Below are 23,809 nucleotides of genomic sequence, written 5' to 3' on the forward strand. Positions count from 1 at the left end.
AATAGGAAATTTTGATCATGAAAACTGTAACAGGACTTTTCGACGACTATTCCGACGCTAGTGCCGCTGTCAGCGCGCTCGAATCCGCCGGCGTGCCATCCAAGGATATCAGCATTGTTTCCAACAATGCCGATAATCGTCACGCCGACACGTCGAACGCGACAGAAGGTGCCGGCACAGGCGCTGGTATCGGCGCAGCCGTCGGCGGGGCGGGCGGTCTTCTAACAGGCCTCGGCCTGATGGCCATTCCCGGTGTTGGACCCGTTGTAGCGGCCGGTTGGCTGGCGGCTACCGCGGTAGGAGCGGTCGCGGGTGCGGTTGCAGGCGGTGCGACGGGCGGTATTATCGGCGCGCTGACAAGCTCTGGCGTGTCTGAGGACGATGCGCATGTCTACGCCGAAGGTGTTCGCCGCGGCGGTTCGCTGGTAACCGCAAAGGTGGACGATGCACTCGCTCCCGAAGCCGAGGTAATCCTGGAGCGCTCGAACTGGGTTGATCCGGCTGAGCGCCGCGCGTCCTATAAAGAGCACGGCTGGACCAGGTTTGACGATACGCTCGATCCTTACAAAGCTAACGAAGTCGAAGAGGAACGCGGCCGTTACCGCAACGCTGCACTGTGATCCAGATCGCGTCCCTTACGGCCGCAACATCTAGCGTTCGCATAGATTTTCAACCTAAGGATACTCAAATGGCTACCGAAAAGACATTGAACGACCTCTTTCTTGACACCCTCAAGGATATCTATTTTGCGGAAAAACAGATCCTGAAGGCTCTGCCAAAGATGGCGCGTGCCGCTCAGTCGGAAGAAGGCAAAGCCGGCTTCCTGCAGCACCGTGACGAGACCCAAGGCCAGATCGAACGTCTCGAACAGATCTTCGAACTCCTCGGCAAGCCGGCCCGCGGCAAGACCTGCGAAGCCATCCAGGGCATTCTCGCCGAAGGCGAGGAAATCATGGAAGAATACAAAGGCACCGCTGCGCTCGATGCCGGCCTCATCTCTTCGGCTCAGGCGGTAGAGCACTACGAGATCGCCCGCTACGGCACGTTGAAATCCTGGGCCAAGCAGCTCGGCATGAAGGAAGCTGTCACCTTGCTCGATGCCACCCTGCAGGAAGAGATCGCCACCGACCAAAAGCTGACGGCCCTCGGTGAAGGGACAGCCAATGCCAAGGGCATGGGCGACGCCTCAGCCAGCGCCAAACCTGCGCTGAAGAAGGCCAGCTAAACTCCCTTAGCAAATGATCAGGCCGCCTTTCAAGGCGGCCTTTTTTGCTTTCAAGTCGCCCATTTTCACACCCCTGTCCAGGAGCTTGACCCATGGCCAAAAACCAGCCACTGCGTCCGCAGATTCGAAGTTTATCACCGCGACTATCCACGATCAGAAACTGACGCGTGGTACGGGTGGGGAGCTTCACCAGACCGCCGATGGCGACACGCCGGTGATGACACTGCCCAGGGCGGGGCCGGTGGCCGACGATCAGAACTCGCTTCGTGTCGGTCCACGTGGTCCGCTTGTCGTCGATGACTTTCATTTCCGGGAAAAAATGTTCCAACACGACCACGAGCGAAAAGCATTTGAAAGGGGAAATCTGCAGCGAACTCGATCGTCTCGAATTGTTGCTCACACAAATCGAACATCATTTCGTCCGCTACCGTGCAAATGGAAATTTGTCCGCTACCGTCCAATGACTTCTTCTCTCCTTCAAGTCACGATGAAGGTCGCGGCTGGTTAGACGGGAGCTGGTATGCCTCGGTACTTTTTTAGTTTTGATTTCGCTGAGGAAACGATTGCCGATCCAGATGGCGGTGAGGCTTCCGACTTAGAAGCGGCGCGAGATGATGCTCGAGCAGCCATCCGCGAGATCGCAGCTCAATATCTCAAGGCAGAGATGATCTTCGGCGCTTATGACCGGTGATCGAGGAAGTGCGAGCGAGGCGAGATATGACATCACATCTTCGTAAGCGGGAAGCTGAGGCCGTTTAGGCCTGGTAAGTCCATGGCATGAGAGCGTCGATCTCGCTGCTGGGGCCATCCCTTTGCGAGGCGCTCCAGCGTTTGGGTGAGCCAAGCTTGGGGATCAACAGCATTCATCTTTGCCGTTTGCAGCAGCGTCGCGACCGTCGCCCACGTCCTGCCTCCGCCATCGCTGCCAGCGAAGAGGCTGTTTTTTCTGATGATAGCTTGGGGTCTGATTGCCCGCTCAACAATGTTGGAGTCGAGCTCGACGCGGCCGTCCGTCAGAAAGCGCTCGAAGACGTCGCGGCGCGAGATGGCATACCGAAGTGCCTCGGCGAGCTTAGATTTTCCCGAGACCCGCGGCAGTGTCGCCTGCCAGAGTGTGAAGAGGTCACGGACAATAGTCGCCGAACGTTCCTGACGCGCTGCGACGCGGGCGTGAGGATTTTGGCCGCGGACGGTTTCCTCAATCTCCCACAGCTCAGCCATGCGCTCGACCGTTTCTGTGGCAACCTTCGAGCTCTTGGCGACATGCAGTTCATAGAACTTCCGGCGGCTATGTGACCAGCAGCCGGCCAGGACAACGCCGTCATTGCCTCCATCATTACGAACAAGCTTGCTGTAGGCACCGTAGCCATCGACTTGCAGAATCCCGCGATAGCCGCTGAGATGCCGTGCAACGCATTCGGTCGCTCGGCTGTCCTCGAAGCGATAGGCCACCATCGGCGGACCGTTACCTCCGAATGGCCGGTCATCCCTGGCATATGCCCATAGCCACGCCGTCTTTGCAGACCCGGATCCTGGCGCAAGCGTCGGCAAGGTCGTTTCGTCGGCAAATATCCGTTCGGCCTTCTTGATCTCGTTCAGGATATAATCGGCGAGGATGTCGAGCTCGAACCCTAGCTTGCCCATCCACTGGGCCATGAGCTTGCGGTCGAGTTCGACCTTGTCCCGCGCGTAGATCGCCTCCTGCCGATAGAGAGGCAAACCGTCGGCATATTTGGAGACTGCGATCTGGGCCAGGAGCGCCTCTGTCGGAATGCCACCTTCGATGATGTGTGGCGGGGCCGTGGCCTGTATGACGCCGTCCTCGTTCCTAAAAGCGTATTTCGGACGGCGCGTGACGATGACACGGAACTTGGCCGCGACAACATCAAGCCGCTCGGAAACGTCTTCTCCGATCAGGATCCTCTGCTTGCCCGCGTGTTCCGGCAATTCCTCGGGCTCGATCACCACCTCGACGCGTTCAAGATGCGGCGCGAAGCCCTTACGTGGACGCGGTGCGCGCTTGCCATCCGGGTTCGCACCACCTTTCGTGACCGGGGCCTTTATCGCGGCAATACCGGTCTCGATTTCTTCAAAGACAAAGGCATGCTGATCGTCATCGACTGTGGCGACGAGCTTTTCCGAGCGACGGCCGAAGCGAGCCCGATCAAAGGCTTTGAGGATCTGGGTCAGCCGCTCGATGCGCTCATCGGCATCAGCATTCCGGGCCTCGAGGTCATCGACCTGCTTTTCCAAGGCTTCGACGCGCGATGCCTTTTTGGCCATGGCAAGGACCATGGCCTTTAGGGCCTCAACATCATCCGGGAGCTCGATCTCGGGTCGCGTCATGGACCTGATCAGAGCATATTTTGCCGTGATCCGCCCGCAGTTTCACGGCCCTGATTCATTTCGCCGCAGTGGTTTTACCCAACAATCTCGGGCGGCTTGACAGGCGTGAAGCGAACCCGCTTCCAGTCCATTCCGTCGACCAAAGCCAAGAGCTGGGCATGATTGAGTTGGACCCGGCTGTGTCCGATGCGTGGCCAGCAGAACTGCGCTTTCTCCAGCCGCTTGGCGTAAAGGCAAACACCTGAGCCATCCCACCATACGATCTTGATCCGGTCCCCTCTTTTCGCCCGGAAGATATAGAGAGCTCCGTTGAACGGATCACTGCCCGCATCGCGCACCAACGACAGCAAGCTATCTGGCCCCTTACGAAAGTCGATTGGGTGGCTTGCGAGAAAGACTTTCACGTTCGATGGGATCATGCCGACCGCACCGTTCTGATTACTAGACGCAGGTGTGCTTCATCGACATCCACTCCCGCCCGGACAATCATGTCGCCGATAACGATCTCGATGACCGAGCTGCTCGCGATCACAGATCCCGGCTGACTTTCGCCCGGCACCAACGGCTTCGGGGCGCTATCGTTTAGAAGATCTCGCCGCCACCGATAAAGCTGCGAGGGCGTAACACCGATCCGTCGTGCGATCGCCGAGATGTTCACTCCAGGTCGGCATGCCTCCTCAACGGCCCCGAGCTTAAATTCGTCGGACCAGAAACGGCGCAACTGCCGGGGAGACCCTTCAAGTCGATCCGGTACGGCCTCAATCATATGGATCATTCTAGGGCTAGCCGTAGGCGTAGACATAGATCCTCACAACCAGAGAAATCAGATGCCTGATGCCATAGCCTGATGGCCATTAGCCCTGCCAGATGGGGTATGCTTGCCGCTTACACATCTTCTGGTGCATTAAGCTGTGTACCGAAGACGGCATTAATAGTATCGAGGTTTACGGGTAGCGGTACCTTGCGGTCGTTGTCGAGAAGCGCCACAACTCGGTGCTCATAAGGCAGCCACCCGGTGAATTGGGATAGCCACGCGACGACCCGATCGTTGGAAGTATGAAAGAGATGTGGCCCGTACCGGTGAACTCGCACACCACAGTCATGCACATAGTCAAAACAGTTCCCGGCGATATGGTCGCGCTTTTCTATGACATCGACCTCGTGACCGGAAATCGCCAGCTCTCTCGCATAGACCGCACCAGCGAAACCAGCGCCCACAACCAGAAGTTTGGCCACAGCCTTATCCTTTCAGATATGCGTAAAAGACTGGAGGATACCCGCGACCGGCAAAATGACATTTTGGCTTAGAAATCCAGCCTTCACAGCATGTTTGGATGCCGCGAACCATTTGACGGGCTGGGACTTGTTGGTGAAGCGGTATAACAAGTCAAACCAGACCTGACGCGCGAGGCGCAGCCCTCTGAGCTGGAGTCCACCACGAAGGGTTCCGGAAAGGATCCGAATGCGGGGGACGCTGACACCGTTTATACGTGCCCCACGGGCATCGTTGACCCATTCCATCGTAACACCCATCTCGTCCCTGGCGCTATGTCTTTGGGTGTCACGCATGAACTGATGAAGATTGCCACCAACGGGTCTGGTGTGACGCACCGTGATCGTGTCTACGACTGCGACGCCACAGTAGGCGTCACCTTTGATCTCGCGCACCATCTGAGGCCAGAGAAAATCAAGCCCGAAGCCGCTGGCGGTCTTCTCGATAAACGGAAGCGAGCGAATGAGTACCTCGCGGCTTATGAACGGTACCATCACTTCAACGAAATTTGTGTACCGGACCTCGAAGCTCGGGTGCTGAAGGGTAATGACATGCGAGTAGTAGGAATGTTCATCCAGGGACGGCTGGTAGACATGATATTCATTCTCTATGCCGAGCGCGAAGAGGCTGTCGATATCTGCCGCAACTGCAACGATGTCATCATCTGGAAGCCAGAAGTAATCATAGCGATCGAGGACTCCCGGAAACTTTTTGAAGAAGCTGAATAGCCCATCCCATTTTCCGCCTTTACAATGATGTACGTAGTCGGCTTCCGGGAATTCTAGCGTTGAGTTGGACCCATAATAGCTGATGCCAACATCGAAGTTTCGTCTACCCGAAACCCAAGTCCGGTGGAGAGTGTTCTCCCCGCAACGGACAACGGCCAGGCCGCGTGGCGACTTTTCGGTAGTTTTCAAGCCGTCCACTTTGCCGCCGGCGGGCATAAACTGACTTCTCATAGTTCACCAAATATCTCCCAAGGCCGCGTCAATTCGCTCCTTGGTCGCCAAAGTAGATGTGAGAGGCTGTTAACCGAGCGACGATATTTACCGGGCACCGGCTCGCAGCTGGTAAAAATTAATTAGCGATGTGTCAGGGCCATCGAAAAACCCGTCGATTAAATCTCGAGCAACGTTTCAGCAGATCGCTGAAAAAGAGAGATCAGGTTGCCCAGCGGATTGGCGGCTGGGATAGCCACCCACATGATGTGGAGTCCAAGTTCTAATACAGAATACATAATACGCCGCTTACAGCAAGTAATATATCGGAAACATCTCTTCTCGCTGCTCGCATTGAAAATTACAATGCGACTTTATTTGACTTTCCAAATTTCGCGAAACTCTAACATGGGATCAGTATTGATGACCCCTGAGGTTCGTTAAACGAATCCACGGCGTCATGACCATTGATTCAGTGTCCGAAAGGCCCGGACAAGCCCCACATCAGCAATGTGTAGGAGATGGGGTGGTTGCCGTCCTCCCCCAGCGGCATCGCATGGTGCCGATGGTGCAAACCGCAAAGCAGAGAGACGGCAGATGGGCGACACAATGATCGGCGTGGACTTGGCAAAGTATGTTTTCCAGCTTCACGGGGCGACGATGACAGGCGAAGTTAATTTCGCAAAAGGCTGGCACGAGGAGAGTTTTTACGCTTCATGGCAGGGCAAGTGCCTGCAGTTGTCGTCATAGTAGCCTGCGGCAGCGCCCATTATTGATTCCGAGAACTCGTCAAGCCGGGCCATGAAGTCAAGTTGATTGCTCCGCAATACGTGCGCCCGTTCGTGAAGCGACAGAAGAACGACGCAGCCGATGCCGTAGAAATCATCATTGCAGCTCGGCAGCCCGAGATGCGTTGTGTCTCTCCCAAGACATCGGATCAGCAGGCTCGCGCGATCTTGTTTCGGGCGCGCGAACGTAGTGTCCGTCAACAGACGGAACTGATGAATGCACTGCGTGCAGTTCTTTAAGAGAAAGGCCTGACAGAAGACCGCACTCGATCACTCGCCAAAAGAGGTCAGAAGCTACTTGCGGAACGGGCGGCAACCTCAGAAGTAATGTTGGTAATGTGACTGGTAGCAATCTTTAAAATGGGAGTTCTTTCGGGTCCGGAACGTCGGTGACTTTAGAACACGGCCGGGACGCTGGCGGTCACCCATGTTGTTGCGGTACGAGCGGGCTCCCGATCCGGCAACCAAGAGAGTTTCTCCGAGCACTTTCGAGGGCCTGCCTTGGTAAACCGCCTTCGTTGGCCAATTAAGCTCTTGAGCGTATTCGAACCCGCGACCTATACGCTCTTGAAACAAGCAAGCCGCTGAAATCTTTGAGCCGACGGCAGAGGCATCCTTATCAACTTTGCCTGAAAAGTTGGCTGCAACTACTCACCACGACCACAGAGTTCTCCTCCTGCAGCCACTAGGTCCTGAACGGTATCAATGTCTTTCAGCGCAGCATTTCCAATATCGATCATCCTGACGGGGACTTTTTGACGTTGAAGCACTTCTTTTGCTCCTTTGTCGCCATCTAGTTTTTGCATCTGCGAAAAAATTGCGGATGGGACGACAACCGGGTGCCCTGGCTTATCACCATCCGCGCCGCGCACGAGCGCATCTTGGCCTGATCGAAAAGCCATCAAGAGTTTGGTGATATGTGCGGTCGTGATCTCCGGCATATCGGCGAGCATAACAAGAACACCATCACAATCCGCAAAGGAGGCATGCCTAAATCCACAGGCTAGCGACGCCCCCATCCCTTCTTCGAAATGCTTGTTGTACGTTGTGGAGAGCGGCAATCCCTTCAAGGCCATTTCGATCTCTGACGATCGGTGTCCGGTCACGACAGTTAAAGATCCCAGGTCAGAACGCAGCATCGTCTCCGCGGATTTTCGTACCAGTGGAACTCCTTCGAACTCGGCCAGAAGCTTGTGACAACCTTCCGGCATCCGGCTCGATCGACCCGCTGCTAAAAGTAAACCGCCGACGGTCTTCATCTTCAATTTTCCTTAGCCGCCTGTCACGCTCATATGCCGCGATACCGCCGGCCTGTTATTCCGGTCAATTATAAAATCATGGCCCTGTGGCTTGCGCGCGATCGCCTCGTCTATGGCCGCAGCCAAATGGGCCGGATCGTTGCTTTCGCGAATTACTTCACGCAGGTCGGCGGCATCGTTCTGGCCGAGGCACATGTAAAGCGTGCCGGTGCAGGTGAGACGGACGCGATTGCAGCCCTCGCAGAAATTATGGGTCATCGGCGTGATGAAGCCCATGCGGCCGCCTGTCTCGGCCACTTCGACATAACGGGCTGGGCCACCGGTCTTAAAGGGGATGTCCCTCAAGGAGAATTGTTTCTCGAGATTTTCGCGCAATACCGATAGCGGCAAGTAGCGATCGGTACGATCTTCCTCGATCTCGCCCATCGGCATAGTTTCGATAACGGTGAGATCCATGCCGCGACCATGCGCGAAAAGCAACATGGCGGGGATTTCGTCTTCGTTGAAATCCTTGAGGGCAACGGCGTTGAGTTTGATCTTCAAGCCAGCTTTCTGGGCAGCGTCAATGCCTTCCATGACCTTGGAGAAATTGCCCCAGCGGGTGATTTTCTTGAATTTCTGCGGATCGAGCGTATCGAGCGAGACGTTGATACGGCGCACGCCAGCATCGTACAGTTCCTGCGAGAAGCGGGCGAGCTGCGAGCCATTGGTGGTGAGCGTCAGTTCGTCGAGATGGCCGGTTTCGATATGGCGGCCGATCGAGCGCACCAGATGCATGATGTTCTTGCGCACCAGCGGTTCGCCGCCGGTCAGTCGTAGTTTTCGGACACCCTTGGCCACAAAGGCGGAACATAGCCGGTTGAGTTCCTCCAGCGACAGAATATCCTTTTTCGGCAGAAAGCTCATGTTTTCCGACATGCAATAAGTGCAGCGGAAATCGCAGCGGTCTGTGACGGAGACGCGTAGATAGGTTACGGCCCGACCGAACCTGTCGATCATGTGCGCCTGCTGGTTTTGGGATAGCACCCTGTCCAGTAGCATGGCAGTCATCCAAAGTTCTCCAGTCTTGCAGCGGCAATGTCTGCGAGCACCGAGAGCGCCAAAGAAGCCGAGTCTCGTGTCGGACCAAACAAGCCAATTGGAGCTTTTATTCGATCAAATGCTTCTGAAGATACACCAGTCGATCGCAAGCGATCGATGCGTCGACGGTGCGTCCGGGTGCTACCAAGAGCTCCTATGTAGAACGCAGAGGACGCTAGGGCTTTGGTGAGCCAAACTTCCTCCAGATCCAGATCGTGATGGAGCAGCGCGACAGCGGTGAACGCATCTATATCAATGATCTGCGATGTTGATTTGGAACCAACAACGTCAACCGCATATCCGGACGCTTCTGCCAGCCGGCGGACTGCCTCCGCCTCCCCCGTTTGGCCAGAAATAACCACGCGTGTCTTGGGCCGATAGACCGAGATGAAATCCTCACCGCACCAACCCGATCGCAAGGGAACTTTATCGAGGGGCGCAAGTCTCTGAAGGTCCGGGCTGTAGGCCAACGCCACCGATTTACGACAAGCCAACTCTTTCAAAGCATCGTCCAACACGTCCGTATTGCGCAGGACATGGATGGCTATGGTGATGCCGCCGCCGCAGGGCAGCGTGATGTCGAAGAATGGTGAACCCTCACCAAATTTCACCATCCGGTCCCGGCCATCGGCAATGGCTTGCAATGCCTCGGTTGCCACCGCTGCTTCGACGCAGCCACCTGACACATAACCGCAAAACCGCCCGTCGGACGCAACGGCAACATGCGCTCCGAGAGCACGTGCCGCACCGCCCCGTATCTCAACGAGAGTTGCAAGGGCTGCGCCGCCGTACTGCGCAGCCTCGATAGCAAAACAAAGAATATCATCAGGGTTGTCTACCGACTTTGCCCGCACCGGGTTAGACATGGTCGTGATTACCGTGTTGCTCAACTTATGTCCTCTGGAGAGTGCGGTGGCCGTGATCGGCCACCGCCTTTGATCAGGCGACGTCCGGCAAATCGCCAATCAGCTTGTCGAGCGTGATCGGGTAATGCCGCACACGCACGCCGGTCGCGTTGTAGATCGCGTTGGCGATCGCCGCTGAGACGCCGCACAGCCCGAGCTCGCCCACGCCCTTCGCCTTCATCGGCGACGAGTATGGATCCGTTTCGTCCATGAAGACGACTTCCTGATGCGGAATGTCCGCATGCACGGGCACCTCGTAACCGGCGAGATCGTGGTTGACAAAGAACCCGCGGCGGGTATCGACCGCCAGTTCTTCCAACAGAGCACCACCGGCACCCATCGTCATCGCGCCGATAACCTGGCTGCGGGCTGTGATCGGATTGAGGATGCGGCCCGCCGCGCAGACGGCAAGCATGCGACGAATACGGGTCTCACCGGTCGCGATATCGACACCAACCTCGACAAAGTGGCCGCCGAAGGTGGACTGCTGGTGCGTTTTGGTGAGATCGCCCCACTCGATCATATCCTCGCCGACAAGACCCTCGTGCCCTGCCGCTTCCGCAAGCGCGACAGCGCGGTTGCCGGAACGAACTTCTCCGTTCTCGAACACGACATCCGCGGAGTTGAATCCCAGCTTGCTGGCCACCGCGTCGCGCAGCTTGACGCATGCAGCATAGACGCCCGAAGTGGCGGAGTTCGCCCCGAACTGCCCGCCCGATCCCGCAGAGACAGGAAACCGGGAATCACCGAGTTGAACTGCGACCTTATCCACACCGACGCCCATCATCTCGGCGGCGGTCTGGGCGATGATCGTGTAGCTGCCGGTTCCAATATCGGTCATATCGGTCTCGACGGTGACAATACCCTCCTGATCAAGCCTCACCCGCGCCCCGGACGGCATGACCAGATTATTGCGGAACGCCGCCGCGACACCCACGCCAATCATCCAGTTTCCCTCGCGTCGTGTCGCGGGACGTGTCCGTTTGTCCCATCCGAACTTTTCTGCACCAAGTTTCAGACACCCGATGAGATCGCGATGCGAGAACGGCCTCTCCGGGTTTTCTGGATCGACTTGGGTATCGTTCTTGATGCGGAACTCGATCGGATCCATGCCGAGCTTCTCCGCCATCTCGTCGACTGCGATCTCGAGCGCCATCAGACCCGGTGCTTCGCCGGGGGCGCGCATGGCGTTGCCTTCCGGCAGATCCAGCGTTGCGAGCTTCATGGCGGTCATCCGGTTTTCACCGGCATAGAGCAGACGCGTCTGCATCACCGCCGTCTCCGGCCCACCACCCGGCAGATCGCCTGACCAGCTTTCATGTGCAATCGCAGTGATCTTGCCGTCGCGCTCCGCACCGATGCGGATCCGCTGGATCGTGGCTGGACGATGGGTGGTGTTGTTCGGGATCAACGGCCGCGGCAGCGTGACCTTGACCGGGCGCCCGACCGCTTTGGCCGCGAATGCCGCCAACACCGCATCGACGCGCAGAAACAGTTTACCGCCGAAGCCGCCACCGATAAAAGGCGACATCAGATGCACCTTCTCCTTGTCCATGCCGAGCGTGATGGCGAAATCCGAACGCCACCAATCAATCATCTGGCTAGACGTCCAGACCGTAACCTCATCGCCGTCCCACGCGGCGATAGAGGCATGCGGCTCCATCATCGCATGCGACTGGTCGGGGGTTGCGTATTCGGCCTCGAGCGTCACCGGGGCTGCCGCAAAAGCTGCCTGGAAATTACCAGCCGAACTGTCCGGTTCCGTGGAAGGATCCGGTGTCTCGGCATTGGCCATCTCAGCCTTGAGGTCGAAGGCACCCTTTTCCGGCGCGTAATCGACCCGGATCAAAGCTGCTGCCGAACGCGCCTGCTCGAAGGTTTCGGCCACGACGACGGCGATGGCCTGATGATAATGTTGTATCTCGCTTCCACCGAACAGTTTGGCGGTGTTGAGCTTGCCTTTCTGTAGATCGCCGACATCGAGCGCGGTGACAACGCCAAGAACGCCGGGCGCCTTCTTTGCGGCGGCACTCTCGATCGATGTGACCTGTCCCTTAGCAATGGCGGAGCCGACGGGATAACCGTAGGCATAGCGCAGTTTCGGATCATGCCACTCATAGGCGTACATGGCGCGACCCGTGGTCTTCAACTCGCCGTCGATCCTGTGAATGGGCTTGCCGACGACCTTGAGCTGATCGATCGGATTGGTCGTTGCTGGTTTGTCGAACTGCATGGCTTATCCCCTCGCCTCTGACAGGACGGCGCCTATCGTGCGCTCGGTCAGCCTGATCTTGAACTTGTTCTGCTCGGTCGGCCGCGCATCCGCCAGAAGGGCGGATGCCATGGCGCGCGCGCCCTTCGGGAGTTCGGTCTCGGCGGCTTCTACGCGCCACGGCTTGTGGGCGACGCCGCCGACGGCAACCTTGCCGCTGCCATCGGGCTGGATGACGGCTGCGACCGAGACCAGCGCGAACGCATAGGAGGCGCGGTCACGGACCTTGCGATAGATCTGCTTGCCACCAACCGGAGCCGGCAGAGTGACGCCGGTGATGAACTCGCCCCGCTCCAGCGCCGTTTCGATATGCGGCGTATCGCCTGGCAGGCGGTGGAAATCGGCGATCGGGATCGCGCGCTTGGCGCCATCCGGCTTGACGGTTTCCACCATCGCATCCAGTGCTCGCATCGCCACTGCCATGTCACTCGGGTGGGTGGCGATACAGGCATCGCTCACCCCAACGACGCCGAGCTGGCGGGTGACGCCACCAATGGCGGAACAGCCGCTGCCCGGCTGGCGCTTGTTGCAGGGCTGGTTAGGATCGTAAAAATAGGGACAGCGCGTGCGCTGAAGCAAATTTCCGGCGGTTGTCGCCTTGTTACGCAGCTGACCAGATGCGCCGGCCACCAGCGCGCGGGACAGAAGGGCGTAATCGCGACGTACCGTCTCATCAGCGGCGAGATCAGTGTTGCGCACCAGCGCGCCGATACGCAAGCCGCCATCCTGCGTTTTCTCGATCGAGCCGAGGCTAATGCCATTCACATCAATGAGATGCGACGGCTTCTCGATCTCAAGCTTCATCAGGTCAAGAAGATTTGTACCGCCGGCGATGAACTTTGCATCAGGATTTTGCGCCGCCGCCGTTGCCGCAGCTTCAACCGTAGATGCCCGTTCGTAGGTAAACGCTCTCATGCCCGCACCCCTGCAACTTCGTTGATCGCATCGAGAATGTTGGAATAGGCCCCGCATCGACAGATATTGCCGCTCATGCGCTCGCGAATTTCTTCCGAGGTAAGCGCCGCCTGCTGGGTGAGATTTTCGGTGACGTGGCTCGGGATGTTTGCTTTGATCTCCTCGAGCACCGCCACGGAGGAACAGATCTGTCCGGGCGTACAATAGCCGCACTGGAAGCCGTCGTGCTTGACGAAGGCCGCCTGCATCGGGTGCAGATTGCCGGGCTGGCCAAGACCTTCTATGGTGGTGATCTTGTCGCCCTCATGCATGACAGCGAGTGACAGACAGGAATTGATGCGGCGGCCATCGACGATCACCGTGCAAGCGCCGCACTGGCCATGGTCACAGCCCTTTTTCGTTCCTGTTAGATGCAGGTGCTCACGCAAGGCATCGAGCAATGTTGTGCGGTTATCCAAGATCAGACTCTGGGATTCTCCGTTGACCTCAAAGGCGACTTCTGTGATGTTTTGCAAGGTTTTTCCCCTCGTGTCTGCCGCACGGACACCCGTCGCGGCTCCAGCGACCGCTAGTGTTGCGGATGATGACACAAGCAGTTTTCGTCGGGAAAGTTCCAATTGGATTGGTGTTGGCATCTCAACCTCCTGGCTAATGGCTCCGGCACGTCAGTCACAAACCTCGCCGTCGCTTTCCAAATAGAGGCGCGTTCGAACGGGACTACCCCTTCAGATCCGCATGCACCTATTAGCGAAACGCATGAATGCGCTTAGGTCCTGCAGCCCAAGCAGTAAAAGCTGCGGACCGCGAGCTTGTTCCAAGAGCTATGTCGTGCTGGGAGCGCGATTTTTCACGGACATATGCCAGCCGACAAAGCCCTGTGTAACAACATTGGCAAGTCGTTTGAATGTGAAAATAAACGAACCCTTGACCCGTACCTCGAATTCGCTATGCCTTGATTTGTCTGTTTGACCGTCGATCATCGATCCACTTCATCGTCGGCGTGACGGCAATGCCATGAACAACAATTGACACAACAACGATTAACAGCACGGTCGCCCAGACGGTCTCCGCAGCCTGGAATTCCGCATGCGCAGTCGCATAGGCAAGATAATAGATCGACCCAAGGCCGCGGATGCCGAATACAGCGATTATGATCGCCTCGCCGTGAGGATGTCCTGATCCTATCAAGGATATCCAACCCAACAACGGGCGAACCAGAACAAGCGCAAGGACAGCGACAACGATCACCCGCCAATCGATGTGAGCGAGAAGCTGGCCACTTACTGCAATGGACCCAAGGCAGACGAGGAGTACCATCATCAGCAATCGCTCGATCTGTTCGGCAAAATCATGTAGCTGTTCATGGAAAATACTTTCCCGTTCGCTTGCTCGGAAGGCGACTGCGGCGAGAAAAACGGAGACAAAGCCGTATCCACCGGTAAGTTCGGTTAGACCATATGTCGCGAAGGTCATTCCCAGCGCAACGAAGCCGTCCTGGGTCTTTGCCAGGCTGCTCCCATGCATCTTAAAAGCCAAAAAGCCGAAGAGCTTTCCAAGCGTCCAGCCCATAGCCACTCCGGCTGCCAGCCTCCAGCCTACGTCAACGACAGCCCAATGCTGGTACAGTTCGCGGGCTCCTGCACTCCCAACTGCCATGGCGATCGCCAGGTGTACGAAAGGAAAGCTCAGACCATCGTTCAAACCCGCCTCAGACGTAAGAGCGAACCGGACCTCGTCCTCCTCGCCTGTCTTGGGCGGCCCAACCTGGATATCGCTGGCGAGGACAGGATCCGTTGGCGCTAGCGAGGCACCAAGCAAGAGAGCCGAGGCCGCAGTCAACCCAAGGATCCAATACCCTAAGAATGCGAGTGTAGCGATGGTCAATGGCATGGCGATCCCGAGTAGCCGCCACGTCGTCTCCCACCTCTTCCATCCAATCGGGCGGTCCAGCTTCAGACCGGCGCCCATGAGAGCGACGATGACGACGACCTCCGTCATCCGCTCAGTGAACTCGCGGTTCTCCAACGGATTTAAGCGAGTCAACAGCGGAAAAGGAGACCATGCCAACATCGCGCCAATGGCGAGGCAAGCAATGGGCAGCGATAATGGTAGGCGCCGCATCATCATCGGCAGCCATGCGGTCAGCAGAACGACGAAGCCGAGTATGGTCAGCGTAACAAGGTAGATATCCACGCACGCTCACTTTCTGCAGTGGTCTCAGCGACTCAAACATTTGACCAATCAAGGCCAGGGACTCAAATCCTGCCCGTCAATAGAAGATTCCGAACGTCGTCCACGATTTGATTTGTCGCGCCGAGCGCATCGATCAGTTGCGCCGGCCTGCTGCCCCGCAGTCCCGCGGTGGTAAGTTTTTTGTCCCGGACATAAGTGTAGATACCGCTGACCGCAAAGGCGGCATAGTGGCTAATGTTGGTGCTCTGCCCGGTGAGTGTGCTGCGGAACAAGTCGCCACCGTAGAATGACCTGCACGCAATCGGGTTTGCGAAGGCGAGTTCGAGAATAGCGATAAGTTGCCGTTCTTCTGTCACCATATGGTCAACGTCAGGTGCGGGCGGCGCGGGTTTGGCGTTATCGTAACGATCAGGCAGGTGTAGGCGAACTTTCAAGACGGCGGTGTCAGATGCCAGCGTCTTTGAGAATGCTCCCATGAATTCCGCAAATGCGGCTGGATTAGACGTTTGAGACCCGAAATGAATGTGCATTCGGTCAAGGCCATCGTCCCCGTTGGGAACGGGATCCGCAACGCGGTCGACAAATGTCTGCGATCCTCCGGGAAGAGAATAAGCCACAGTGGCGGCGAACATGTTCTGCTCGTCGGCAAACAGGATCGAGCATGCTTGGTTAAAAGCCTCTTGATCGGCCCTCGACTGGAAGCCGATCTCCACACCACCGTCGAGGACGTAGTTCTCGAAAGGCTTGATGCCTTCCACATCAGGCCAAAGATGCGCGTCCTGTTCACGATGGAAATGGTTCTGCACGTACCAACCGAGACCTGGGATACGCGAACACAGAGGTCCATGGACGTCGCGCCAGTAGGTCGCAAAAACCTCGTGCGGCACCCTCGGGCGTCGAAGAACGGTCGTGTAGGAGTTTATCGCGATCGCTTCATCCCGCGCGGCATAATTCTGGTCGGCTGATATGATGGTCAAGTCATGCTCTTGGTTAGTCAGGAGAACATTCGCCGTCTCTCGTTGTTCCGCATCCGCGGTGCAACTAAGCGATACAATCCGCAAATTTGCTGTGAAGAAACCGTCTTTGCCTACCTCGGACTGAGTCGACACACACCGACGACCTGAGAGACATAATGCAGTGCCTCCCCATCATTAAATGACGGCTAAAGGTCATTACCGGGTAGATGATCCTGGAATAAAGCAATGAATTTCCAGTGCTGTCACGAAAGCATCGGCCGACGGTCATGACCAGCTTCCACTTCTTCGACGCGTTCGCCACGCGATATTCCGCGGTATAGGGTAGGCCGACCCTGACGGCTTTGGATATCAAGCTGGAAAGTATTCCCTGATCGGCCACATGGACGCGATCGATATACGATAAGATTGGCAGTCCCTTCATTGTCTGTAGAGGATCAAGACCGACAGAGCCGCAATCGCGGTGTTTCGTAGAGACGATCGCTGCTGAGGCCCCAAGTGTAAATCCCAGCTTCTGGCTCATCGCCGAGTAGATTGTCGAGATTGATCATTCAGCTACTCCGAGCATCACCACCCTATCATATGTGCTAGACGTATTCGGCAGTCGCGTGTTTTCATAAGACATCATCGGCATCCTTTCCGGCAGTTGTTGACAGAGAGACACAGCGCTCCCGCCAAAATGAAGGAGCAATCTATGGCGCGGTATTTCTTTCACATCATGAATGGCAAGGTCATTGTCGACGAGGTTGGTATGGAGTTGGCTGGAATGGATCAGGTGCGAATAGAAGCCATTCGCTCGGCGGGGCAGATGCTGAGTGATGGACGACACGCCTGGAAAGGCCAGGCATGGCAGATGATTGTCGCCGACGCGGATAACACTATCGTATTCGGAGTGAACTTCTCGGTGGACCGACACGGTCTCTGATCGATGCTGAATCAGCTTCGTTGTGCCGAGGTCCGAAGGTCTTGCGGCCAGCGAAGGTGAAGATAACTAGGATCGAAATCCGAGTAGTCCTTGAGGCGCTGGACGTCGGAGATCACAATTCGTTCGTCTTTCAGGCTCACCAAGCCGGCTTCAAGCAGCTCTTTCAAACTTCTGTTCACATGAACGACTGATAATCCCATGGTGTCGCTGAGTTCTGCCTGCGTCAACGGCAGTTCGAACGTGCCGTCATTGGTGAGGCCAACCGCCTTCATTCTTTCATGTAGTTCGCTGAACAGATGCGCTATCCGATGTGGTGCGGATCTTTGCCCCAGGTTGACAAGCCATTCCCGTAACGTGGCCCCGTCCACAAGCGAGCACATCCAAAGCGCTCGCGCGAGTGAAGGACGTCGCTCCGTAAGCTCTAGTATGGTGCCAGGTGACAGCTGGGCCACGCGGCATGGACTAAGCGTTGCGATGGTGTGATCCATCTTCCGTAGAAGTGCGACGTGGAGATCGCAGAAATCGCCTGGGATCAGGTAAGCAAATATCTGCCTTCTGCCGTCGGACGTCATTTTGTAGCGCATGGCGAAACCATCGACGATCACCAGAACGTTTTCCGGGTTATCGCCTTCCTTAATCAAATCCTGGTCCGCGCCAACCAGTCTGGTGTGAGCTGAGACAGACGCCAACCATTCTCGATCGTCACTGCGTAGCGGCTCAAAACTGCCGAGCTTGCGGATGAATGCGTTTGGCACAGCTTGCCTTTCATCTGGTCCGTATCGTCGGGATAAAACATCAGAAAACTCGATGGACTATTAACTATGTGAAGGCGGTGGCTGTATTTCCGCCTAATCCTGCAGTTCAGAAGTGGCTTCGGGGACGTAGAGGTCGCTGCGTGCTCTATTAATCGATTGGACCGAGGCATGAGTGAATTCCTGCGAGCAGGTGGCGCAATGGCTCATGCGATCCGCGACCACGCCTAGGCCAAAACAAGCGTTGGTTCGATCGACGAATGGCCATTGGCATTGAAAGCTGTCGTGCAGACGATGCTACACCAACGTCATGCGATCTGCCTGTTCTGGGGGCGCGACCTCAACATCCTGTATAATGATGCATATAAACCCTTTCTCGGGGCAAAGGAACCCGGGGCCCTTGGCAAACCCTTTTCGGTCATTTGGTCGGACGTGTGGGAGCACGTACAAGGGTTCGTCGAGGACGCTCTCTCTGGACGAGGAACCTATATCGAAAACATGCGTCTCATCATGGACCGCAATGGATTTCAGGAGGAAACATTCTGGACATTCTCCTACAGTCCGCTCTTCGATGACGAGAACAATGTCGCCGGCCTCATCGACGTCGCTGTGGACACAACCGCTGTGGTCCGTAGTCTACAGATCCAGGAGGTTCTTCGCCACGAGCTTGTTCATCGCGTTAAGAATTCGATGGATGTCACCACCGCTGTGGTGAATGCGACCCTCCGGCATGCCGAAACGCTGGAACAGGCTCGCGAGACAATCCATCATCGGATTACCGCTCTTGCCAAGGCACAGAGCATCTTGAACGACGTGCCGATCGACATTGATGTTGAGGACACCGTGCGTCAAAGCATCTCAGCCCACATGGACAATCCGGAACGTTTCCGGATCACCGGGCCGAAACTCCATGTTTCTTCACAGCAGGGCATTGGCCTGTCACTCGCCGTTTACGAACTTGCCACCAACGCCGCGAAATACGGCGCACTCTCCAGCGAGACAGGATCGGTAAGTATCACTTGGAAGACATCCGGGTTACGGGGTTTCGAGTTTGTTTGGCAAGAGGCTGGAGGCCCGCAAGTCCAACCTCCCACGCGAACCGGCTTTGGTTCTCGTGTGACAAACCAGATCGTCGCCTCGTATTTTTCTGGCAAGGGTGAGACGACCTATGCGGCCGACGGCGTGAGGTTTGTCCTGCAAGGGAGCTACCAAACGGAGATCGAGGTTCCAAAACCACAACCCGACCTATCATGGAATACTTGGGAACAGATGCAAAAAAAATCTGGGCAGAGTCATTGGATAAAAAAATCACTAGACACAGCGGAAGAGCTCCTAATGCCAGAAGACAAAAAGGATTACACAAGCGATGCCTCGCGAACCGGTTCCCAGATGGCGGATAGCGATCGACAAAAGCTGCTAGAGGACGCCCAACGGGCGCTTTCAGATAATGGGGATTTTCCATCCGGCGGAACCCATTCATGAGCATCGAAGCAAAACCGCGCATCGCTATGGCAATCTTCGTGGTCGTGATTTTCATGGCTGCTATCGCGATTGTCGGCTTTTACCCGGCTTTCTGGACGCCTGGTGACACGTCGCGCCAGTCTTCCCCGCACGCTATCGACAAAACAAACTGACATCTGGGTTCCGATGGAGGCTTGTGCTTGGAGAGCACGTCTCGCCCGACCGGGTACGACCCATTGACTAAAGAAAAAGCCCCAGATTATGAACTGACCCCATAAAGTTGGACGGTTGAATCGCTGAAATGATCTGGGGCTAGGTCCTGTATTGCACAGGACTCAGCCCTTTGAGTTACATCCGGATACGATCGTTGTTGTAGGAGTGGATGTAGTCCCCGACGCCCTGACGCAGGCTATCAATGCTGTCGAAGCGGTTTGGATAGAGGAACTCGGACTTGAGCGTGGCGAAGAAGCTCTCCATTGCGGCGTTTTCGAAGCAGTTTCCCTTGCGTGACATGCTTGCTGGGATATTGCGGCTTTCGAGCATCCGGCTCCATTCCGGCATCTGATACTGCCAGCCCTGGTCTGAATGCAGGATCGGCCTGTCCTCGTCATTGAGGCGGCTCACTGCCTTGTCGAGCATATCCTTGACCAGTTTGAAAATGGGTCGCCTCGCGGTCTCGAAGGCGATGATCTCGCCGTTGTGTAGTTCCATGACCGGCGACAGGAACAGCTTTTCGCCGGCGACACTGAACTCGGTGACATCGGTCGCCCACTCCTGGTTCATGCGCTTCACCCAGAACTGACGTTGCAGCAGGTCGGGTGCCACCTAGCCAGCCTGACCCGTGTAGGACCGGTACTCCTTGGGTCGGACCAGCGACTTCAGTCCCATCTCAACCATCAGCCGCTGGACGGTCTTGTGGTTGACCGCGCCTCCACGCCCACGTATCGCCGGCGTCACCCGGCGATAGCCGTAGCGGCCCTTGTGTTCGTCGAAGATCGAGCGGATCGTTGACTTCGAAGCCTTATGCCGTTCGCCCGACGACAGCACCTTGAGTTGATAATAGAACGTGCTGCGCGCCAGGCCGGAAAGCGCTAGCAGCCCGTCAAGGGGATGGAGCGGCCTTAAGGCCTGGACTGCTTGCGTCCGCTCAGTGCGCGACGCGCCTGCGTTAAGGCCTCCCGTTTTTTTAGGTATGCATTCTCCATCCGCAGATAGGCCAGTTCAGCCAGCAACTCCTCGCGGCTTCTGACTTCATCACTTGGTGGTCCATCCCCGCCGGTGTTCGTAACCGGGGCGGAGCGACAGGTGGTTTGGGCATGGAACGGGACCCGCCTCTTGGAGGCGGAGCCAAGGCTTCAAGCCCGCCGCGCTCATATTGCCTCTCCCGGACCGAGAGGCAGCCAACGCTGCGAATGTCGAACAGCGCTGCCGCCTGCCGACGGGACAGGCCATCCTTCCACATCCGTTCGAGGACCGATAGCCTGAACTGAGCATCGTGATGGCTCTGCTTCCGCGATGAGCCAGCCACGCAAAGGGCCGCGTGGACCCACCCGCGGACCATGGAATGGTCAGCCCGAAACGCAAACCAACCTCTCGGTAGCTGTGCTTGCCGTCGCAGTGATACGAAACGACCTCCTGCTTGAACGTGCCGCTGTATTTGGACATGCAAAACCCCGAAGTTGGGTGTCCAACTTTCGGGGGTCAGTTCATTCGGCGGGCCTCTGGAGACCTCGCTCATTGTTAGCAGGAAGTTCCTGCCTGACCAGCGCCGGGATTTGTGCTGGTGTTGTTGTTCTGTTCAGACTGTGCCGCGCCCTGCGTGCCACCGGGAGCACCACAATTGGTGTTCGAGCTACCCATGTCCTTGCCACCATTGCCGGAATTGCTCATTCCACCAGAATTGTTCGCACCAGAAGAATTGGTGTCGCTGCTGGTCCCACTGCTGTTGCCGCCGCTTCCGCTGTTATTGCCTCCGCTGCCATTGTTGCCGCCGCTTGAACTCTGAGCCATCGCTGACGTTGCCAGACCAATAGACAGCGCCGTTACCGCAAGAATTTTCATCATTTTGGTTGTTTCCTTTATACCCTACACAAAGCGAACCTCTGATGCGGAGTAATGTTCCACGCCGTACAGGAACCATCCGCCGTTCGTCGTGTTAGCCTCCGAACAGGAGAACAACATGCGACCACAAGACGAGCCAAGCCTACAAAATCATACCGAGCCGGTAGCGAAGCAGCGGCAGAAAGCGGTTTTCGGCCGCTCTGCGTTGACACTTCTTGCGGTCCTAGCCGTCATCGCCGCTATCATTTGGATTGGTATCGCGGTCTATGGCATCAGCACAGGCACGTAGGGATGGATAGCGACCTCCCACCTAAAAAGGGGTACGGGCGCGGTTTGGTCGTGCTCGTACTTCTCATACTGCTCCTGATCGCGATCGCCGGATTCTGGATCGTCTTTTTACCTCAAACGACCTGATCCAGGTGCATCAAGCATTTGATTTATACTTGGCCGACTACGGGGCGGTGGGTTTGTTCTGCCGACCAGAAGACTGGGACGCGATTCAACTAGAGACAATCCTGAATGTTTGTACACACCGCTTTTAGGCTCGTCGCGTTGGCGGCTTTCCTTGCTGCCTACACACTGTCGTCTCACCTACCCAATTGGACTAGTTATGAAAACGGCCCAATTGAGATGGCCCAAAACCTTGTTCTTTTGATCGGCGGCCTTCAAGCGATATCCTACGGTACCCAAGCGAAAGAGCCGTGGCGCTATCTATGGTTTGCGGCAGCTCCAGTGTGGTTCATTTGCCTGGGCCGAGAACTCAGTTGGGGAGCTGTTTTTTTGCCGCCGATCAAATTCGCTGCCAGCGGGCCTTTCTACACTAGCGCCGTTTTGCCCTACAAGGCTCTGGTCGCTCCCCTCGTGGGGTTGCTGCTTTTGTTTTCATTCGGGCTCTTTGTTCGGTTTAAACTCTGGACGGTAGGTCTCCTTGCGTCGAAGTCTCGGCAATTACCGGTAATTGAGGTTGCGATGGCTGGCGTAGCGGTTCTGCTCATGACCGCGGCTGAGAACCACATGAATCTTTCGCTAGAGGCCTATCTCAGTTACGGCCAGATATTTGAGGAAACCATAGAGCTTTCAGCCTATCTTTTTCTTCTTGCGGCCCAGCACCGGCTTCGATTAGTAGCCGGGAACAAGTGGTGAGTGAGTTTGAGGGCGTTGAGACTTCAAACATTTCTTCTTTAACCAGCGGAACTCTGGCCATTTTGGTCTGTTAGCGAGTCCCCCACTCGATCATCGAGTGGGTCGTTTGCCGAATCAGACTTGGTTGAAAGGATACTTTCTTGGAATATGAGGCTTCACATGCTTTTCAACCGCTTCAATTGACTCAGTATAATAGTAACCGCGGCAGCATCGTCAGTTCCGTAGAAGACGCCGCCCTAGCGCTCTTGACGGATTGGCCAGGGGATGAGGGTGACCGGTTCTACGAGGCAGTGAAGGCTTGCCTCGATTGCCTTGATCATGTCGTGGAACCAGCATCAGCACGCATAGCTTTCATTCTGGCTGCACAGGAAGCAGGTAACCTCGTCGAATACTAGGTGCGGAGTGTTACACCCATATCAGGGCGGTTAACCTTGGACATTTGTTCCGTAACCCACGGAACTACACCAGTTTGGGCAAGTTACTGATCACTCACCTGGGCCATGGAGACAAGGGCTCGCCATATTACCCGAGCGAGCCTTCGACTCCCGAATTCCGCCTAAATATTTGGGCTGCCGAAACAGCAGGCCCAAGGCTTAACCCCTCTGCGGGAGAGGTCAGCGCTCCGCCCCGCCGTCATCGCTGGCCGCGTTATAGGACGTTGATGATAGGACGTTGATTACATGCTCAAGCGATGGGACGGCTTCACGTCGTTCCTAGACGACGGCCGGATTTGCCTGACGAACAACGCCGCCGAGCGAGCCTTGTGAGGCTTCGCACTCGGCAGGAAGTCCTTGGCTCTTCGCTGGATCAGATCGGGGCACTGACCGGGCCGCACTCGTGGCCACATTGATCATGACAGCAAAGCTCAACGATATCGATCGGTAGGCGTGGCTGTTCCAAGTTCTTGCCTGCATCGCTGACACGCCGATCACCAAGATGGAGAAACTGCTACCTTGGAATTTGACGACGGCAGCGCAGACGCTCAAGCAGCATGATCTCTAAATGTCACGTCTCGCTGCTCTACCTCACTGATCCATTCTTGCTGTGAACGCACCAAATCCCTTTTGCTTGGAGATCGTAGGGCGGATTCGCCGCATCGCGGGCAGATATTCGCAACAGAGCCAGTCCTGTAGATTATTGCGCACCTATCATCGCGAGCAGGAAACCATTCTTCTAGGACGCGGACTCATTAGCTGATGCGATCCATATCCTCGTCGCTGCAAGTTTGAGAGCGGCGAGATAGTTGTCGGCACGTCGGTCATATCGGGTTGCTAGGCCCCGCATCTGTTTGATGCGATT

25 protein-coding genes, 4 pseudogenes and 1 other annotated feature are annotated in these 23,809 nt (G+C 56.4%); of the genes and pseudogenes, 13 read left to right on the forward strand and 16 right to left on the reverse strand.

What is annotated here, in order from left to right; all coding sequences use genetic code 11:
• Positions 1-17: 17 nt before the first annotated feature.
• The 4 genes and pseudogenes from MRBLMR1_RS11575 to MRBLMR1_RS11590 all read left to right on the forward strand — a co-directional run bounded on the left by MRBLMR1_RS11575 (position 18) and on the right by MRBLMR1_RS11590 (position 1,916).
• Positions 18-620 carry a general stress protein gene (locus MRBLMR1_RS11575; RefSeq protein WP_148147864.1) on the forward strand — a complete coding sequence of 201 codons (603 nt, stop codon included), beginning with the start codon at positions 18-20 and terminating at the stop codon, positions 618-620.
• Between the two features lie 68 nt (positions 621-688).
• Positions 689-1,225 (forward strand): YciE/YciF ferroxidase family protein, encoded by a 537-nt coding sequence (locus tag MRBLMR1_RS11580; RefSeq protein ID WP_148147865.1) that lies wholly within the window; start codon positions 689-691, stop codon positions 1,223-1,225.
• An 85-nt stretch (positions 1,226-1,310) separates the two neighbouring features.
• Positions 1,311-1,568: pseudogene (locus MRBLMR1_RS11585) on the forward strand (catalase); the annotation flags it as partial.
• A 177-nt stretch (positions 1,569-1,745) separates the two neighbouring features.
• Complete coding sequence (locus tag MRBLMR1_RS11590) at positions 1,746-1,916, forward strand: DUF6894 family protein (RefSeq protein WP_500064744.1); 171 nt, start codon at positions 1,746-1,748, stop codon at positions 1,914-1,916.
• A 64-nt stretch (positions 1,917-1,980) separates the two neighbouring features.
• Here MRBLMR1_RS11590 and tnpC read toward each other — a convergent pair.
• The 5 genes and pseudogenes from tnpC to MRBLMR1_RS11615 form a co-directional block, all read right to left on the reverse strand.
• Positions 1,981-3,571 (reverse strand): annotated as a pseudogene (gene tnpC / locus MRBLMR1_RS11595) (IS66 family transposase).
• A 74-nt stretch (positions 3,572-3,645) separates the two neighbouring features.
• The gene (tnpB, locus tag MRBLMR1_RS11600) at positions 3,646-3,990 is read right to left on the reverse strand and encodes an IS66 family insertion sequence element accessory protein TnpB (protein WP_500064745.1); all 345 of its coding nucleotides are present in this window, start codon (positions 3,988-3,990) and stop codon (positions 3,646-3,648) included.
• Positions 3,987-4,337: a transposase gene (locus MRBLMR1_RS11605; protein WP_500064746.1), complete on the reverse strand. Its 351-nt coding sequence runs from the start codon at positions 4,335-4,337 to the stop codon at positions 3,987-3,989. Before MRBLMR1_RS11605 ends, tnpB begins: the two co-directional genes overlap by 4 nt.
• Positions 4,338-4,456: 119 nt before the next feature.
• A complete protein-coding gene (locus MRBLMR1_RS11610; RefSeq protein ID WP_500064747.1) occupies positions 4,457-4,807 on the reverse strand; it encodes an NAD(P)-binding protein in 351 nt (116 codons plus the stop codon).
• Positions 4,808-4,819: 12 nt separating this feature from the next.
• Entirely contained in the window at positions 4,820-5,788 is a 969-nt protein-coding gene (locus tag MRBLMR1_RS11615; protein WP_148147867.1) for a DUF707 domain-containing protein, read from the reverse strand.
• A 220-nt stretch (positions 5,789-6,008) separates the two neighbouring features.
• Positions 6,009-6,063, reverse strand: a sequence feature (sul1 is cis-regulatory element that is thought to sense ions involved in sulfur or methionine metabolism; They are found in Alphaproteobacteria).
• Between the two features lie 316 nt (positions 6,064-6,379).
• Between MRBLMR1_RS11615 and MRBLMR1_RS11620 the strand changes: the two genes are divergently transcribed.
• On the forward strand, positions 6,380-6,532 hold the full coding sequence (locus tag MRBLMR1_RS11620; RefSeq protein ID WP_500064748.1) for a hypothetical protein: 153 nt from the start codon (positions 6,380-6,382) through the stop codon (positions 6,530-6,532).
• A 92-nt stretch (positions 6,533-6,624) separates the two neighbouring features.
• Positions 6,625-6,810: a hypothetical protein gene (locus tag MRBLMR1_RS11625; RefSeq protein WP_500064762.1), complete on the forward strand. Its 186-nt coding sequence runs from the start codon at positions 6,625-6,627 to the stop codon at positions 6,808-6,810.
• A gap of 407 nt (positions 6,811-7,217) precedes the next feature.
• Here MRBLMR1_RS11625 and MRBLMR1_RS11630 read toward each other — a convergent pair whose 3' ends face one another.
• The 8 genes from MRBLMR1_RS11630 to MRBLMR1_RS11665 form a co-directional block, all read right to left on the reverse strand.
• Entirely contained in the window at positions 7,218-7,829 is a 612-nt protein-coding gene (locus MRBLMR1_RS11630) for a nucleotidyltransferase family protein (RefSeq protein ID WP_500064749.1), read from the reverse strand.
• 12 nt (positions 7,830-7,841) lie between these two features.
• The gene (gene moaA / locus MRBLMR1_RS11635) at positions 7,842-8,879 is read right to left on the reverse strand and encodes a GTP 3',8-cyclase MoaA (protein ID WP_500064750.1); all 1,038 of its coding nucleotides are present in this window, start codon (positions 8,877-8,879) and stop codon (positions 7,842-7,844) included.
• Positions 8,876-9,775 carry an XdhC family protein gene (locus tag MRBLMR1_RS11640; protein WP_500064763.1) on the reverse strand — a complete coding sequence of 300 codons (900 nt, stop codon included), beginning with the start codon at positions 9,773-9,775 and terminating at the stop codon, positions 8,876-8,878. The genes moaA and MRBLMR1_RS11640 overlap by 4 nt, the downstream gene beginning before the upstream one ends.
• A gap of 73 nt (positions 9,776-9,848) precedes the next feature.
• Positions 9,849-12,047, reverse strand: a complete 2,199-nt coding sequence (paoC, locus tag MRBLMR1_RS11645; protein WP_500064751.1) for an aldehyde oxidoreductase molybdenum-binding subunit PaoC — start codon at positions 12,045-12,047, stop codon at positions 9,849-9,851.
• A gap of 3 nt (positions 12,048-12,050) precedes the next feature.
• Positions 12,051-13,001 carry an FAD binding domain-containing protein gene (locus tag MRBLMR1_RS11650; protein ID WP_206829090.1) on the reverse strand — a complete coding sequence of 317 codons (951 nt, stop codon included), beginning with the start codon at positions 12,999-13,001 and terminating at the stop codon, positions 12,051-12,053.
• Positions 12,998-13,636, reverse strand: a complete 639-nt coding sequence (gene paoA / locus MRBLMR1_RS11655) for an aldehyde dehydrogenase iron-sulfur subunit PaoA (protein ID WP_148147872.1) — start codon at positions 13,634-13,636, stop codon at positions 12,998-13,000. The genes MRBLMR1_RS11650 and paoA overlap by 4 nt, the downstream gene beginning before the upstream one ends.
• Before the next feature lie 310 nt (positions 13,637-13,946).
• The gene (locus MRBLMR1_RS11660; RefSeq protein WP_500064752.1) at positions 13,947-15,194 is read right to left on the reverse strand and encodes a cation:proton antiporter; all 1,248 of its coding nucleotides are present in this window, start codon (positions 15,192-15,194) and stop codon (positions 13,947-13,949) included.
• Between the two features lie 62 nt (positions 15,195-15,256).
• On the reverse strand, positions 15,257-16,171 hold the full coding sequence (locus MRBLMR1_RS11665) for an EthD domain-containing protein (protein ID WP_500064753.1): 915 nt from the start codon (positions 16,169-16,171) through the stop codon (positions 15,257-15,259).
• A 691-nt stretch (positions 16,172-16,862) separates the two neighbouring features.
• Here MRBLMR1_RS11665 and MRBLMR1_RS11670 point away from each other — a divergent pair.
• Positions 16,863-17,093, forward strand: coding sequence for a DUF6894 family protein (locus MRBLMR1_RS11670; protein WP_206829086.1), 231 nt, complete (start codon positions 16,863-16,865; stop codon positions 17,091-17,093).
• 11 nt (positions 17,094-17,104) lie between these two features.
• On the opposite strand, the gene MRBLMR1_RS11675 is transcribed toward MRBLMR1_RS11670, so the two are convergent.
• Entirely contained in the window at positions 17,105-17,848 is a 744-nt protein-coding gene (locus MRBLMR1_RS11675; RefSeq protein WP_500064754.1) for a Crp/Fnr family transcriptional regulator, read from the reverse strand.
• 264 nt (positions 17,849-18,112) lie between these two features.
• On the opposite strand from MRBLMR1_RS11675, the gene MRBLMR1_RS11680 reads away from it, so the two are divergent.
• On the forward strand, positions 18,113-19,327 hold the full coding sequence (locus MRBLMR1_RS11680; protein WP_500064755.1) for a sensor histidine kinase: 1,215 nt from the start codon (positions 18,113-18,115) through the stop codon (positions 19,325-19,327).
• A complete protein-coding gene (locus MRBLMR1_RS11685; RefSeq protein WP_500064756.1) occupies positions 19,324-19,479 on the forward strand; it encodes a hypothetical protein in 156 nt (51 codons plus the stop codon). The genes MRBLMR1_RS11680 and MRBLMR1_RS11685 overlap by 4 nt, the downstream gene beginning before the upstream one ends.
• 175 nt (positions 19,480-19,654) lie before the next feature.
• Here the strand turns inward: MRBLMR1_RS11685 and MRBLMR1_RS11690 are convergent.
• A pseudogene (locus MRBLMR1_RS11690) lies at positions 19,655-20,971 on the reverse strand (IS3 family transposase).
• 75 nt (positions 20,972-21,046) lie between these two features.
• On the reverse strand, positions 21,047-21,370 hold the full coding sequence (locus tag MRBLMR1_RS11695) for an oxidoreductase (protein ID WP_183687000.1): 324 nt from the start codon (positions 21,368-21,370) through the stop codon (positions 21,047-21,049).
• Between the two features lie 115 nt (positions 21,371-21,485).
• Here MRBLMR1_RS11695 and MRBLMR1_RS11700 point away from each other — a divergent pair, with 115 nt between their 5' ends.
• From MRBLMR1_RS11700 to MRBLMR1_RS11715, 4 genes and pseudogenes are all read left to right on the forward strand, one after another.
• The gene (locus MRBLMR1_RS11700; protein WP_500064757.1) at positions 21,486-21,656 is read left to right on the forward strand and encodes a hypothetical protein; all 171 of its coding nucleotides are present in this window, start codon (positions 21,486-21,488) and stop codon (positions 21,654-21,656) included.
• 230 nt (positions 21,657-21,886) lie between these two features.
• The gene (locus MRBLMR1_RS11705) at positions 21,887-22,510 is read left to right on the forward strand and encodes a hypothetical protein (RefSeq protein WP_500064758.1); all 624 of its coding nucleotides are present in this window, start codon (positions 21,887-21,889) and stop codon (positions 22,508-22,510) included.
• A gap of 179 nt (positions 22,511-22,689) precedes the next feature.
• Complete coding sequence (locus MRBLMR1_RS11710) at positions 22,690-22,905, forward strand: DUF982 domain-containing protein (protein ID WP_206829098.1); 216 nt, start codon at positions 22,690-22,692, stop codon at positions 22,903-22,905.
• Positions 22,906-23,181: 276 nt separating this feature from the next.
• Positions 23,182-23,512: pseudogene (locus MRBLMR1_RS11715) on the forward strand (IS66 family transposase); the annotation flags it as partial.
• Between the last annotated feature and the right edge of the window lie 297 nt (positions 23,513-23,809).

The sequence above is a fragment of the Neorhizobium sp. LMR1-1-1.1 genome, assembly GCF_040675795.1.
Classification (GTDB): domain Bacteria; phylum Pseudomonadota; class Alphaproteobacteria; order Rhizobiales; family Rhizobiaceae; genus Neorhizobium; species Neorhizobium cellulosilyticum.